The following is a 14005-nucleotide window of genomic DNA, read 5'->3' on the forward strand; positions in this document are numbered from 1 at the left end:
CGGCGCAGCGTCGGCCTGCGCCTCCACGGAATACACCGGAATCACGCCGGAGCGCGCTGCCCAGTACTCCGTTCGAGTGATGTTGTCGGCGGCTGGAGATGAGCAGAACCCCAGCTCGTGAGGTTTCTTCACCTTTCCGGCATCAGCCGTGCGCGCTCTGCCCGCGTGAGCGGTTCGAGATCATGCGGCCCATGTCGACGGTGGAACGTACTGGGTATCCGCGGTTCAAGATCAGGCTCTCGCCCGAATCCGCCTGCCGAACGGCCTCACGGGGACTGCGCACACCCCGTCGGCGCGCGGCCGCCGGCCTGACCGGACCATCGCTGTGATCCCGGCGCAGGCCACGCGGCCCGGCAAGGACGTGCGCGTCGTGGTCGTCGGAGCGGGATTCTCCGGTATCGGCGCCGCCATCCGGCTGCGCCAGGCCGGGTTCCGCGATGTGCTCGTTCTGGAGAAGGCGCCGCAACTCGGTGGCACATGGCGGGAGAACACCTATCCGGGCTGCGCCTGTGATGTGCCCTCGACGCTCTACAGCTACTCGTTCACCCCGGACACCGCCTGGAGCAGGGTTTTCGCCGGGCAGCGGGAGATCCACTCCTATCTGCGCACGACGGCCGAGCGCTACGGGCTCGGCGACGTGCTGCGCTGCGGAGTGCACGTGCTGGAAGCCCGGTGGGACCCGGCGGCCGGGCGCTGGTTGCTGGAGACCAGCGACGGGCCCTACAGCGCCGCGGTACTGGTCCTGGCCACCGGACCGTGGCACGTCCCGCAGCACCTCGACGTTCCCGGGATCGAGGACTTCCCGGGGCCCGTGCTCCATACCGCCCGGTGGGACCACAGCGTCGACCTGACCGGGCGACGCGTTGCCGTGGTCGGGAGTGGCGCCTCCGCTGTCCAGGTCGTCCCGGCGATCGCGGGCCGGGCGGCAGCCGTGCACCTCTTCCAGCGGACCGCCCAGTGGGTGCTGCCCAAGCCCGACCTTCCGGTCCCCGCGCTGTTCAACCGGTTCCTGGACCGCTTACCCGGTGTCCGCACCCTTTTGCGCGCCGGGCAGTACGCATTGCAGGAAGGCTTCGGCTATGCCTTCCGGCACCCGCAGCTCGCCCGCCTCATCGAGGTGGGTGCCCGTGCGCACCTGCGGCTCGCGGTCCGTGACCGGCGGCTGCGCCGGACGCTCACGCCGGAGTACCGACTGGGCTGCAAGCGTCTTCTGACGTCCAGCACCTTCTACCGCGCCCTGGCCCAGCCGCATGTTCGTCTGCACCCCACCGCCGTGACGGCCGTACGCGGGGACGAAGTCGTCGGCGCCGACGGCACCGTGACCCAGGCCGATGTCCTCATCACGGCGACGGGCTTCCGCATCGGTGAACTGCCGCTGGCCCGGAGCCTGTACGGCACCAACGGCCGGACTCTGCACGAGACTTGGGACGGCGAACCGCAGGCGCATCTGGGCACCACCGTCAGCGGTTTCCCCAATCTCTTCCTGCTTCTGGGGCCCAATCTGCTCGGCGGCTCCACCTCCGCGATCACTGTCCTCGAAGCCCAACTGACCTACCTCACCGCCGCCCTGGCTCACCTCGACCGGGGCGGCCACCTGGCCCTGGACGTCCTGCCGACCGCACAGGCCGCGCACAACACCGCGGTGCAGGAGGCATTGCGGACCACGGTGTACAACTCCGGCGGCTGCACCAGCTACTACTTCAGCCCCAGCGGGCGGAACACCTTCGCCTGGCCGTGGTCCACCGGGCGACTCACCCGCCGACTGAGCCGCTTCGACCCCGGTTCCTACACCTGGTACACACCGGCCGGACCCGCCCTCCTGCCCGTACAGGCGAGGCCGCAGCACAACGACCGTACGGTGCCCGAGAAGGGCGAGCGGCCATGACGCGGCGCCCGAAGTCGTCATGTTGCCGCCGAGCGCTGAGGCCGTATCTGGCGCCCCTGCATCCTGGCTAACCGTCCTGATCGGCGGGGTTGTTGAACCGGCCGGCACCGTAGTCAAGTTGCTTCGCGCTGTTGATGAGGGGTGCGAGCGGGTCTTGTGTCGCAAAACTCCACCTGAGCCATGCACTGCGGACCTTCGCTGCGCAGATGCACACGAGCCATCTCTTCATGGTGGGCGCCTCTGGTTGAACCTCGGCCGCAGCCGGGGTACGCCGATGCTCCGGCGGAATGTCGCGCCATAAAAACGCCACGGTGCGCCACCTCTTCCGCCAGTGAGAAATACCTACAAGCATGTGCCTGGCGAATCCGGACAGACCGTCGGAATTTCGCACAACTTTGCGGCCTGCCCACACCCGGGCCGGCCGTACGCCGTCCCCCGCGAAGGAGAGCGTGCGCCATGAGAACCGACGCCAGGCAAGCAGTGGAATGGCTCGCCGCCGCCGCGTCCGACCCGAGGCAGTGCAAGCGCCAATGGCACCGCGAGGAAGGAACAGCGGTTCTGGCCTGCGGTCGGTTCTGGGACGTGCTGAGCGTCCCCGAGGAGCTCGGCCTGCTCGCCGTCGACTTCCTGCTGCGCACCCCGCAGCAGGAGCCCGGGCCCACGCTGGCCGATTTCGCCGCCCACCGGGTGGGGTTCTTCATGCCTCCCGACCCCGCCGGCCGCTGGGTCGGATCCGGCATCCGCTACGCCGGTCACGGAGCATGGATCGCCGCCCCGGCGCCACGGCGGGCCGCCGGGCCCCTGCGGTGGCTTGTCCCGCCGGACGGCAGTGGCACCTTGTATGCGCCTGCCGCCGTGGAGTTGGCGCTCCTGCGGGCGAGCGGGACACTCGCCTCCCTGATCAACTCCGTCTCGCAGCAGGCCACCGTCCTGGGCCGCCGCAGCCATCGTGGTCCGTGGCCGGCAAGCGGCCCGGTACCGACGGACGACCGGGATGACCCGCACATATCGGGTAGGAGTGCTCAGTCTGCCCGATCGGTGCCAGGCCACGATGGGGCCACGCGTTCCCACGACCCCGAGCCCGTCCCGGAGTTCACGGTCGCCTGCCGTCCGCTCCCGGGCGGGGTTGCGAGCGCGGCCCACTGCGTATCCGGCAGACCCGGCAGCATGCGCCCTTCAGCCCACCATTCGACGACGAGAGCGGTGTAGATCGGCGGGTGCATCCCGTGCGGAACACCTGTGTCGGCGTATGCCCGAGGACGCGCGCCATGGTCCAAGGGAGACACCTTCGTTGTGGGGGTGCTGTTCATGACACTGCAACGCAACGGGGAACGCCGGTGGTACGCCCGGCGTCGCCGAGCCCCCAAATCGAGTGAGAGAGCATCCCCCGATCAGGGCCATGTGCTTGTCGGATGAGACGTGAATCGACCGGACGGATGGAGGCCGGCTGCCCGGCGCAGGCGCTGGTTGTCGCCGCTCTGCTGTGGTGACTATGCGTCGCGTTTGTGGAGCAGCAGGCCGCCTGCCATGAGCGGGGTCTGGCAATCACCGTACGGTTCGCGCACCCGTCTTACCCGAACCCCCAACCTCGGAGTCAGCCCATGGGTGGTTTCGACTCGGGCTGAGGCTGCTCAGGGTGCGGGTAGGACGGCTGTACGCGCAGTGGGCGGGCTGCCCATGCGGGCAGGTGCCAGTTCCACGAGCCGAACAGGGAGACAAGGGACGGAACGAGCAGCATCCGCACGATGGTTGCGTCGAGCAGGATGCCCAGGCCGAGTCCGGTCGCCAGGGTTTTGAGGTCGGTGCCGGGGCCGGAGGCGAGCGCGGCGAAGGCGAGGAAGAGGATCAGCGCGGCGCTGGTGACGAGCCGGCCCGTACGGCCGACGCCCTCGATGACGGATGCATCGGTCGACTGCCCCGCGTCGTACTCCTCGCGGATGCGGGACAGGATGAACACCTCGTAGTCCATCGACAGTCCGAACAGAAAGGCGAAGACCATGAGAGGGATCCAGAACGTGATGGCCCCGGTGGCCGCGATTCCGAAGATCGCGTTGGAGCCGTGGCCGTTCTGCCAGAAGATCACCATCAGCCCGAGCGTCGCCCCGAGGGACATCAGGTTGAGCAGCACCGCCTTGAGCGGCAGCAGCAGGGAGCGGAAGGCGCGGGCCAGCAGCACGTAGGTCAGCACCGTGATGATCGCGAGCATCATCGGGAAGTTGCCGTAGACGGCGTGCATGAAGTCGATCTGCGCCGCCCCGATGCCGGCGACACCGCTGACCCCGGGAAAGTTCGCCGTGGCGCTCTTGACCCGCTTGACCACGCCGACGCTCTTCGAGTTCACCGTCTCGTTGTCCGGGATGACCACGACGATGCTCTGCCCGTCCCGGTTGCCCACCGGCCCGGAGGGCGTGAACGCACTACTCACGCCGTCGATCCTGGCCAACTCGGCTGCGACCGGTTTGGCCTGATCGGTGCGGACCAGTACCTCCATCGGGGTCAGCGCACCCGTCGGTACACCACCACGCTTCAGCGTGGTCAGGGTCTCGTAGCCCGGGCCACTCTTGGCCAGCGACTCCGACGAGGCAAGGCCGATCTTGATGCCGAAGAAGACGCCGATCAGGACCGCGAGCGCGGCCAACGCGCCGCCGGCCGCGATCCAGCGGCGCCGCACCACGGCGGCGGTCCATCGACTCCAAGTGCGGCTCGCCCGGTTCTCGTGGCGGATCTTGGGCCAGTCGACCCGCGGCCCGATGCCGCCCAGGATCGCCGGTGTCAGGGTGAGCGTCGTCATCACGCTGGCCAACGGGATGAGCGCCCCGCCGTACCCCATACTGCGCATGAACGGGACCGGCAGGACGACGAGGGCGATCAGGCCGATCGCCACGGTCACGCCGCTGAACACCACCGCATGGCCGGCCCGTTCCATCGCGACCACGACCGCGTCGTGATTGTCCCGGCCGCGGTCGCGCTCCTCGCGCCAGCGGGTGACGAACAGCAGCGAGTAGTCGATCGCGACACCCAGGCCGATGAGGGCGACCAGGAACTGCACGATGAACGACACATCGGTGGCGTAGGTGAGCGGCAGCAGCATCACGAAGGTCGCGAGGATCGACACCGCGGCCACCAGCAACGGCAGCAGGGCGAGGAACGAGGCGAACACGAAGGCGAGCACGGCGAGGGCGCCGACGGCACCGAGGAGCGTCTCCCCGAGCACCCCCGGCCCGCCGCTGTCATCGCCCCCGGAGGCCAGGGTGTCCTGGCCCGTCACCCCGACCGTGGCGCCGGAGGGCATGGCCTTCTCCGCCGCCGACTGGATCGGATCGGTCAGCAGTTTCTGACTCGGCGACGGGTTGAACCGGTAGAACACCAGCGCATAGGCCGTCCGGTCGTCCTTCGTCCGGAAGGCCTTGTCCCCGGTGTTCGCCTCGTCGATCACTCGCACGTTCGGGACCGCGTCGCCCACCGCGGTGAACACCCGGCTGACATCGGCCTCGTGACCGGTGATCGACTGCCCTGCCGGAAGCGTGACCGAGACCAGATACGGACTCGTGTCACCGCCGCTACCGAAGACCTGCTTGATCTTGTGCGCCGTCACGGTGCCGGGCTGGCCCGGCAGTGAGAAGTCGATCGTCAGCCGATCCGTCGTCCGGCCCGCCAGCAGCACGCCGGCAACCAGCACGAGACCCCAGAACCCCACCACCGCCCTGCGATGCCGCAGAACGAACTCGGCCCACCGTCGCATGCCCGGTCCTCCCGCGCGCCGTAGGATGCCCGAGCCCAATCCTCGGTCCCTTTCCTCTGATATCAGACAGATTTGCACACTTTGAACCACTCGGCAGAGCTTGCAGGCCGGCAGACGACGCCGATGCCCACGGCGCAGCCGTCAGCTCGGAGCCGTCGGCTCGGGGCCGTCGGCTCGGGGCCGTCGAATGTCCGTTCCCGTGACGCGTCCCCGGCGGTCTACGCCACACAGTCCGCGTGCCTTCGGGCGAACATCGCGCCGGTGGCGTTGCGGGAAGGGCCCCGGTGGTACGAACTGGTGGATGTCCAGGCCATCGCATCCGCAGTCCGGCAATCCGGACCCCGTCGCGCCCTCCGCCGGGCGCCGGCACCGGATCCGTAAGGCATCGCGCCAAGCGCTGCGCGGCATCACCCCTCCTCCGGCCCGGAACCCGGGCGGTAGGCGCCCGGTGTCCCGCCCCCGGCCCGGTGGCGAGCCGCGAGTGTTCCCCGCCCTGCGGACGGCTGCCGCGTACGCCTGGCGGATTCTTGTGGTGGGCGTCCTCGTGTACGCGGTCTTCTCCGTGCTGGGGCGGTTCCACGAGATCGCCGTGGCTGCCTTCCTCGGCCTGGTCATCACCGCGATGCTCCGGCCGGTGGCCGACATCGTGGCGCGTGTCCTGCCACGACCGCTCGCCGTCGCCTTCACCCTGCTCGGAAGCATCGTCCTCGCCCTCGGCGTACTGGCCCTGGTCGGCGGGGCAGTGGCGGGAGAGAGCGCCGGGCTCGTGCGGGAGTTCCGGGCAGGCGTCGGCAGGATCGAGCGCTGGCTCCAGCAGCCGCCGTTCCGGCTCAACCCGGGGACACTCACCGACATCCAGTCCCGCATCGGGCAGTTCCTGTCCAGCCACCGGTCCACCCTCATCAGTACGGCGGTCAGTGGCGCGAGCCGGCTGGTCGAAGTCCTGACCGTGTTCGTCCTGGCCTTGTTCTCCTCGGTCTTCTTCATCCACTCCGGTGACCGTCAGTGGGGCTGGTTCTGCGCTCAGCTTCCGCCGGCGGCGCGGGAACGGGTGTCGGTCGCGGGCGGCGCGGCCTGGCGGACCTTCACCGGCTACACCCACGGCATCGTGCTGGTGGCCGCGACCAACGCGATCCTGGTCGGCGTAGCCCTCTTCGCTCTCGGCGTGCCGCTCGCGGTCCCGCTGGCTCTGCTGGAGTTCTTCGCCGCGTTCATCCCGCTGGTCGGCTCACCCATCGCCCTCGCCGTCGCCGCCGTGGTGGCCCTGGCGGCCAAAGGCCCGTTGATCGCGGCCATGGTCGTCGCCCTCATCGTGATCATCGGGCAGATCGAGGGCCATCTGCTGCACCCGATGGTGATGAGCTGGGCCGTCCGGCTGCATCCGGTGGTGGTCGCGTTCACGGTCATCGGCGGCGCCATCGCGGCAGGAGTAGTGGGCGCGGTGGTGGCCGTTCCGCTGGTGTCCGTCCTCTGGTCGGTCCATCAGGCGCTGCGCCGAACGGGCGAACCGGGTCCACCGCAGAACCGGGCCCCCGACGGTGGGAGAGGATCCTAGGACCCCTGTGAACATGGCCCAGCTCCACATAACGGTCAATATCGTCGCGCCCAGAACCGCCGAGGGCGTCCTGGACGGTCTGGGTCCAGTCGCCGGTGCAGTCGATGGATACGTCGGGTCCTCGTCTGCCCTCACGGTCGGCCCCGTCGGCCCCCGACGACTCACTCGCTCCTTCAAGCCTAGGCACGCGCAGGGGCGAGTACGAGGCGCGAGAACGTACGCGCCGGCAAACCCCGCCCTTCACGGTTCTTGACACCGCCGGGTCGGAACAGGCGGTGTCGGGCGGTCAGTGGTTGGTGAGTTCGCCGGTGAGCTTGCCGCTCAGCGGTGCTCGGGGTTCTCGAAGTCGAAGCGGCAGCCCGCGTCCCACTCGGAGCGCTGGTTTCCGTGGGCGGGGATGCCGCCGGCGTCCTTGAGGATGCGGGCGAGGTGGAGGAGGTTCCAGGTCATGAAGGTGGTGTTGCGGTTGGTGAACTCGTTCTCCGGTCCGCCGGACCCCTCGTCCAGGTAGGACGGTCCGGGGCCGGCGGCGCCGATCCACCCGGCGTCGGCCTGCGGCGGGATCGTGTAGCCCAGGTGTTGCAGGCTGTAGAGCACGTTCATTGCGCAGTGCTTGACCCCGTCCTCGTTACCGGTGATCAGGCAGCCGCCGACCCGGCCGTAGTAGGCGTACTGTCCGGCGTCGTTGAGGATCGACGAGCAGGCGTACAGCCGCTCGATGACCCGCTTCGTCACGGAGGAGTTGTCACCCAGCCAGATCGGCCCGGCCAGCACAAGGATGTCGGCGGCCATCACCTGGCTGTACAGGACCGGCCACTCGTCGCTCTCCCAGCCGTGTTCGGTCATGTCCGGCCAGACACCGGTCGCGATGTCGTGGTCGACGGCGCGGACGACGTCGACCGCGACACCCTGGCGCTCCATGATGCCGCGGCTGACGTCGATCAGTCCCTGGGTGTGGCTGCGCTCGGGTGAACGTTTGAGCGTGCAGTTGATGACCAGGGCGCGCAGGTCGGTGTACGAGGTCTCTGCGTCCGGCATGGGTGTGCCTTCCGTCGTCGGACGGGCGTGGGTTCTCGTCCACTTCATCAGGTGAATCCCCGCGGCGCTGGCGGGGCTGGGCCGGACGCATGAGAGGCAGACCACTCCTGACGAGAGCCGGGAGCGGGCGCCCCGACGTCGCGACCACGCCGCGCGCTCCTCTTCGTCGAGTCACGTCGCAGCCTTGCCGGCTCCACGCCGGCGGGCCATCGCAGCCAGGAGGCAGACCGCGGAGAGCGCGAAGAACGCGGCGGTCAGCAGCAGCCAGTGCCCGAGGAAGCGGTCGGGGTCCAGGCCGGTGCCGGAGTGGTAGCCCGGGACGCGGCGCAGGATCAGCGGATACCAGACGACCAGGAGGAGCAGGGAGAGGAAGGCGGGCACGCGGAGGTAATTGACCGTCGGCACCCGGTGCGCCCCGCCGGTGGCGCCCCGGCGGCTGCCCGTCAGGGCCTGGGCGGCCCGGTCGGTGAGGGTGTAGAGCGGCAGCAGGACCAGGTCGTGGAGCAGCGCCGCTCCGACGAACCAGATCGCGACGCCGAGCGGATCGCCTTTGAGGAGACGGATCCCGGCGTACAGGGTCAGGGCGAGCGAGCACAGGAGAAGGAGCAGGTGCAGGGGCGATGCTCCGTAGCGCACGCGGAAGCCACCGAGGCGCTTCATCCGGTGGCTCCGAAGGTGAGGCGGGTGACCCATTTGGTGTTGTGGACACCGGGGTTGGCGGGGACGATGATCCGCGCGGGGTAGCCATGGTCGGGTGAGAGGTCGGCGCCGTTGACGCGTAGGGCCAGCAGGGAGCGGGAGTCGCGGACCTGGTTGTCGCGCAGGACGGTGGAACTGAACGACCCGCCGCGCTGAACGGATTCGACGAAGACGTCCGGCGGGCTGTCGACCAGGCCGACGAGCGCGGCCAGGTCGGTCAGCCGCACGCCGGTCCACTGCTGATCGGGGGTGGACCAGCCCTCGACGCAGGCGATGGGCAGGGCCGCCGAGGTCTGGGGGAGCTGCCTGAGCCGGTCCAGGGTGAGGACGGCCTCGCGGCCGGGGCCGCGGATCGTCAGCCGCCAGTCGGGGCCGATGTCGGCGGGGCGGATGCCGACGCCGGCCGCGGTCTTGTTGATCTGGAAGCCGTTCGGGCCCGTGCCGGGATCCTGCCCGTGCGGGGCGAGCAGCGCGGTCGTGCGCCACCATCCGCCGATGCTCTGACCGGCCGTCACCGCGAACAGGGCGAGGGAGCCGGCACCGACCGTGGCGAGAGCTCCGCGGCGGGAGACCGTCGCGGGGGCGGGCCTCGGAGAGACCAGACCGGTGTCGTCGAGTGGCTCGGGGACGGTGCCGGCGGTGTCGGTGCGCAGTTCGGTGCCCAGGCGTCGGCTGCGCAGGGCGCGGACCATGACGGGGATGCGGAAGACCACGTGGACGACGAAGGCGCCGATGAAGACCCAGGCGCCGTAGAAATGCAGGGTGTAGAAGGAGCCGGGGAAGATGTAGTGCAGCTGGATGTTGAGGACACCGGTGATGACCTCGAACAGCGCCCCGCCGACCAGGAGCAACAGGGACAGTCGTTCGATCGCGTGGGCGGGCGAGCGGACCGGCGGCCAGGCGAAGAGCTTGGGGATGACCGACCAGAGCTTGGCGAGCAGGACCGGGATCAACGCGATGCCGAGGGTGACGTGGACTCCCTGGTTCAGGCGGTAGAGCCAGGTGGGGCTGGTCGGCCAGGAGAAAAGGTAGAAGCCGAGCCAACCCTTGTCCGGGGTCTGGTCGTTGACCGCGGCCAGGTCCGGGTTGTACGCGGCGTAGGACAGCAGACCGGTCACGAACATCACCGTCATCCCGACCAGCAGGACCAGGCCGAACACGGAGGTGAGCCAGGGGCCCCGCAGCGGGCTGCGCCAGAACTCCGGTCGCGCGGGCCCGGGAGGCGGCCCTGCGGCGAGCGCCGTACGCAGTGGGGAGGCCCGGCGCTCGGGCTCGGGGCTGGGCTTGTGGCCGGGTGCGGGGCCGGGCTTGTGGCCGGGTGCGGGCGACTGGTGGGGGCCGGGCGTGGGGCTGCGGGGCTCGTCCTCGTGCTCGTGCTCGTGCTCGTCATGGTCGTGGTCCTGGTCGTGGGCGTTCAGTGCGGCACTCCTTCGCGTGCGCGCGCGGAGGAAAGTGGAGGAAGGCGGGGCCGCGCTACACCATCATCTTGTTCGCCTCAAGCCGTCGCAGGAGCGCCGCGCCGGTACCTCGGGTGGACATCGGGGTGCCGGAGAGCAGGCGTGTGAGGAGTTGGGGTGCGGTTCCTTCCCGGGAGTTGGAATACGCCGCTGATGGCACACACCGGATCGGACTTCGCGGCCGGAAACCCGTCCAGAGGCCGCGCCTGTGCGGAACCCGCCCCTGAGGGGCCCTCCCGGAACTATTCTGCTGATCAGTCGGAGGTGGCTGCGGGGAGGGAAATTCCGGTGACCGAGACAGTGACGATCGATCTGGGGGACGGTTCCACCGTCACGGCGGAGGTCATCGGGGATCTGCCTTTCCAACAGCCCGCGGAACCGGGGGCGGCCGGCGGGTACGGCGATGTCCGCTTCGGCGACGGCCGCCGGGCCGCACAGCTGGGCTCCGCCGTGGCTCTGACGCTGGACCAGGTGCGCAGCACCGTGCAGGGCGTCGGCCGGTGGGCGGCCGAGAGCATCAACCAGGGCGCGGCCGGGTCTCCCGACCACTTCGAGGTGGAATTCGGCCTCAAGCTCGCCGTGAAGTCCGGGCAGCTGTTCGGGATCATCGCCGAGGCGGGCAGCGAGGCCGGACTGACCGTCACGCTCTCCTGGGACCTCGCGGCGCGCAGGGAACGGGCCGCGCTCGCCCCCGCCGCTCCCGATCCCGCTGCCGAACCCACGCCCGCCACCGCTCCCGAACGCACGCCCGCCTCCGCCCCCGATCCCGCTGCCGGACCCGCGCCCGCCGGAACGGGGCAGCAGGAGTGACCTCGCCGCGGCTGGGTCTGCGCGACAGCACGGCCCCGCACCGCTGCGCGGTCTGGGCAGGTAGTCGGCCACCAGTACGTCCAGCGCCCTGTGGTCGCCCTGCTGCGCGGCACGCACCACCGCGGTCGGCGACCGAGGCGACTGCGGTCCGGCATCCCCACTGTCGAATTCTCGGTCATGGTTCGAGGAGGGTTCCCGGTTGGGGTCGGCATTACAGAAATCGGCGAATCACCTTGGACCGGCCTGGCGGGCATCATGGCCCGGCCCGGCCTGGCCTCGGCAGCAGCTTGGAGAGCGGACCGACTCCGGTTTCGCCGCCCTGGACGAGGACGGCACCGCCTGCTCCTCCGACTACTACCTGCGCCTGACCGGCGACGGCGGCCGCATGCTCAAGGGCCAGATGGCGCTCACGGCCATCCGCCCGACCTGGCTGGTCATCAGCACCGCGCCCGCACCCGCACTCAGGACGATCTCCCTGCGCTCCAAGGCCAACAACGACTATGTGACCGCCGAGAACTCCGGCGCCGACCCGCTCATCGCGAACCGCACCTCCGTCGGCCCCTGGGAGCAGTTCGACCAAGCCACCGTGTGAGTGCCGAGCCGCGTGATCGTCCGGGCGGGCAGCGCGGTGCAGGGATGCGACCGGATCCTGGTGCCGGTCGCATCCCCGCTGGTGTGAACGTCGGTCACCGCGAGGTCAGCAGCAGCTGGTGGCGGAGGCCGCGACGGGTTCCGGCGCGTCGGCCTCTGTGGCGGTCGGTGTTGCGCAGCAGCTGCTGCCCTCCGACCTGGTCAGAGTGTCGGCGTCGGCTTTGACCACATAGACCTCCCAGGGCTCCTGTCCGGGGCCGTGGACCCAGACCTTGTCCTGCAGCGCGTAGCAACAGGTGGTGTCGTCCTCGACGTCGGTGGCCAGGCCCGCGTCGCTGAGGCGGCTGGTGGCGGCGTGGACGGCTTCGGTGGTGTCGACTTCGACGCCGAGGTGGTCCATGCGGGTTTCCTCGCCGTCCTTGCCCTCGATCAGGACGAGCTTGAGCGGGGGCTCGGCGATGGCGAAGTTGGCGTAGCCGTCGCGGAGCTTGGCCGGTTCGGCACCGAAGAGCTTGGTGTAGAAGGCGATGGACGCCTGCAGATCGGGGACACGGAGGGCGAGCTGTACACGGGACATGACGAGCCTCCTGAAAGGTGGGTGTGGTGGGTGTTGGGTCAGATGGGTCAGATGGGTCAGCAGCCGCCGGACGCTACGGCCACCTGGGCGCCGGTGCCGATCTGCAGGGTGGCCGGGGCCGAGCAGCAGCCTCCGCCGTCGGTGGGGGCCTCGGCTTCGTCGAAGAGGCCCGCTCCGCCGCACACTCCGGTCTCGGGCAGCGTCAACTCGATGCGTTCGGCGGCCTCGTGGTCGCCGGCGAGGGACGCGGCGATGGAGCGGACCTGCTCGTAGCCGGTCATCGCCAGGAACGTCGGCGCCCGGCCATAGGACTTCATGCCGACCAGGTAGACCCCGGCCTCGGGGTGGGAGAGCTCCTTGACGCCGTGCGGGTAGACGGTGCCGCACGAGTGGACGTTGGGGTCGATCAGCGGCGCCAGCCCGACGGGCGCCTGCAGGCGCTCGTCCAGGCCGAGGCGTAGTTCGTCGACGAACGACAGGTCCGGGCGCAGACCGGTCAGGCCGATGATCTCGTCGACCGGCTCCAGCCGGGTGCCGTCCTCCCCGATCAGCACGAGTCGCTCCTCGCCGTCACGCACCACCGCGGCCGTACGGAATCCGGTGACGGCGCCCGCGTGGCCGGCCTCGACGGCAACCTTCGCCCGCAGGCCGAGGGCGCCGCGGGCGGGGAGCTGATCGGCTTCGCCGCCGCCGAAGGTGCTGCCGCTGAGGCCGCGCCGCAGAATCCACACCGCGTGAGTGCCTGGAGCCTGCTCGGCGAGGTCCACCAGGTAGGCCAGGGCAGTGAAGGCGGAGGCACCGGAGCCGATCACGGCGGTGCGCTTACCGGCATATCGGGTGCGTACCTCCGGGTCGGCGAGGTCGGGGACCCGGTAGGCGATGCGGTCGGCGGCAGCCCGCTCGCCGAGCGCCGGCAGGCCGTCACCGCCCAGCGGGCTGGGAGTCGACCAGGTACCGGAGGCGTCAATGACGGCACGGGCGGTGATCCGCTCCTCCGCCCCGTCGGCTCCCGCGATGTACACGGTGAAGGGCTGCTCGTCACGTTCCGCGTCCACGACGCGGTCTCGTCCAGCCCTGGATACTCCGGTCACCCGGGCGTCGTACCGGACCCTCTCCCCGAGAGCGTCGGCCAGCGGCTGCAGGTACTTCTCGGCCCAGTCGGCGCCGGAGGGGTAGGTAGTGCCGTCAGGGTGGACCCAGCCGGTGGGTGCGAGCAGCTTCTCGGCCGAAGGGTCGACGACTTCGCTCCAGGTGGAGAACAGTCGCACGTGCCCCCACTCGCGCACCGCACTGCCCGCGCCGGTCCCGGCCTCCAGCACCAGCGGTTCCAGCCCGCGCTCCAGGAGCTGGGCAGCGGCGGCCAGCCCGACGGGACCGGCTCCGATGACGACTACGGGAAGTGCGGTGGTCGTACTCATGATGGCTGGGCCTTTCTGGGCAGCAGCGAGCTGCGGATGCGGTCGCGGAGGGAATCAGCGCCACAGGCTCTGTCGCACACCTGCGAGCAGTCGTCACAGAACGGGACCCCAGCGGTGCGTCGCACGGCGCTGAAGGAACGAGTGGATCGGAAGCGGGTCCGCTGCGACGGCATCGCACCCTCCCTGTTTCGACGTCTGTCGATGTAGTGAAGCTTGCCACTGGCTTCGACGAG

General features: G+C 70.0%; 10 protein-coding genes and 1 pseudogene. 5 read left to right on the forward strand and 6 right to left on the reverse strand.

The genetic code is table 11. The features are described from left to right. Window positions 1-325: 325 nt before the first annotated feature. Both AC07DC_RS04745 and AC07DC_RS04750 read left to right on the forward strand, forming a co-directional pair. Window positions 326-1885 carry a flavin-containing monooxygenase gene (locus AC07DC_RS04745; protein ID WP_478911819.1) on the forward strand — a complete coding sequence of 520 codons (1560 nt, stop codon included), beginning with the start codon at window positions 326-328 and terminating at the stop codon, window positions 1883-1885. 456 nt (window positions 1886-2341) lie between these two features. After that, window positions 2342-3094 (forward strand): hypothetical protein, encoded by a 753-nt coding sequence (locus AC07DC_RS04750; protein WP_478911821.1) that lies wholly within the window; start codon window positions 2342-2344, stop codon window positions 3092-3094. 385 nt (window positions 3095-3479) lie between these two features. Here AC07DC_RS04750 and AC07DC_RS04755 read toward each other — a convergent pair whose 3' ends face one another. Next, a complete protein-coding gene (locus AC07DC_RS04755; RefSeq protein WP_478911823.1) occupies window positions 3480-5627 on the reverse strand; it encodes an MMPL family transporter in 2148 nt (715 codons plus the stop codon). 301 nt (window positions 5628-5928) lie between these two features. Between AC07DC_RS04755 and AC07DC_RS04760 the strand changes: the two genes are divergently transcribed. Then, entirely contained in the window at window positions 5929-7182 is a 1254-nt protein-coding gene (locus AC07DC_RS04760; RefSeq protein WP_478911825.1) for an AI-2E family transporter, read from the forward strand. A gap of 321 nt (window positions 7183-7503) precedes the next feature. Here the strand turns inward: AC07DC_RS04760 and AC07DC_RS04765 are convergent, their stop codons facing one another. From AC07DC_RS04765 to AC07DC_RS04775, 3 genes are all read right to left on the reverse strand, one after another. Continuing rightward, window positions 7504-8220 (reverse strand): flavodoxin family protein, encoded by a 717-nt coding sequence (locus AC07DC_RS04765; protein ID WP_478911827.1) that lies wholly within the window; start codon window positions 8218-8220, stop codon window positions 7504-7506. A 171-nt stretch (window positions 8221-8391) separates the two neighbouring features. Then, the gene (locus tag AC07DC_RS04770) at window positions 8392-8880 is read right to left on the reverse strand and encodes a hypothetical protein (protein ID WP_478911829.1); all 489 of its coding nucleotides are present in this window, start codon (window positions 8878-8880) and stop codon (window positions 8392-8394) included. Continuing rightward, window positions 8877-10169 carry a molybdopterin-dependent oxidoreductase gene (locus tag AC07DC_RS04775; protein WP_478912612.1) on the reverse strand — a complete coding sequence of 431 codons (1293 nt, stop codon included), beginning with the start codon at window positions 10167-10169 and terminating at the stop codon, window positions 8877-8879. The genes AC07DC_RS04770 and AC07DC_RS04775 overlap by 4 nt, the downstream gene beginning before the upstream one ends. Window positions 10170-10664: 495 nt before the next feature. Here AC07DC_RS04775 and AC07DC_RS04780 point away from each other — a divergent pair, with 495 nt between their 5' ends. Both AC07DC_RS04780 and AC07DC_RS04785 read left to right on the forward strand, forming a co-directional pair. Then, window positions 10665-11186, forward strand: a complete 522-nt coding sequence (locus AC07DC_RS04780; RefSeq protein ID WP_478911831.1) for a CU044_2847 family protein — start codon at window positions 10665-10667, stop codon at window positions 11184-11186. A gap of 304 nt (window positions 11187-11490) precedes the next feature. Then, window positions 11491-11778 (forward strand): annotated as a pseudogene (locus AC07DC_RS04785) (fascin domain-containing protein); the annotation flags it as partial. Window positions 11779-11883: 105 nt separating this feature from the next. On the opposite strand, the gene AC07DC_RS04790 reads toward AC07DC_RS04785, so the two are convergent. Together AC07DC_RS04790 and AC07DC_RS04795 are read right to left on the reverse strand one after the other, a co-directional pair. After that, window positions 11884-12354: an ArsI/CadI family heavy metal resistance metalloenzyme gene (locus AC07DC_RS04790; protein WP_478911832.1), complete on the reverse strand. Its 471-nt coding sequence runs from the start codon at window positions 12352-12354 to the stop codon at window positions 11884-11886. 56 nt (window positions 12355-12410) lie between these two features. Then, window positions 12411-13772, reverse strand: coding sequence for an NAD(P)-binding domain-containing protein (locus AC07DC_RS04795; RefSeq protein ID WP_478911834.1), 1362 nt, complete (start codon window positions 13770-13772; stop codon window positions 12411-12413). Window positions 13773-14005: the final 233 nt, after the last annotated feature.

The organism is Streptomyces sp. NPDC045021 (genome assembly GCF_056432645.1).

Bases quoted from the DNA above. Each gene is read 5' to 3' on its own strand.
- AC07DC_RS04750 (WP_478911821.1), top strand. From the start codon at position 2,342: ATGAGAACCGACGCCAGGCAAGCAGTGGAATGGCTCGCCGCCGCCGCG.
- AC07DC_RS04755 (WP_478911823.1), bottom strand. From the start codon at position 5,627: ATGCGACGGTGGGCCGAGTTCGTTCTGCGGCATCGCAGGGCGGTGGTG.
- AC07DC_RS04760 (WP_478911825.1), top strand. From the start codon at position 5,929: ATGTCCAGGCCATCGCATCCGCAGTCCGGCAATCCGGACCCCGTCGCG.
- AC07DC_RS04765 (WP_478911827.1), bottom strand. From the start codon at position 8,220: ATGCCGGACGCAGAGACCTCGTACACCGACCTGCGCGCCCTGGTCATC.
- AC07DC_RS04770 (WP_478911829.1), bottom strand. From the start codon at position 8,880: ATGAAGCGCCTCGGTGGCTTCCGCGTGCGCTACGGAGCATCGCCCCTG.
- AC07DC_RS04790 (WP_478911832.1), bottom strand. From the start codon at position 12,354: ATGTCCCGTGTACAGCTCGCCCTCCGTGTCCCCGATCTGCAGGCGTCC.
- AC07DC_RS04795 (WP_478911834.1), bottom strand. From the start codon at position 13,772: ATGAGTACGACCACCGCACTTCCCGTAGTCGTCATCGGAGCCGGTCCC.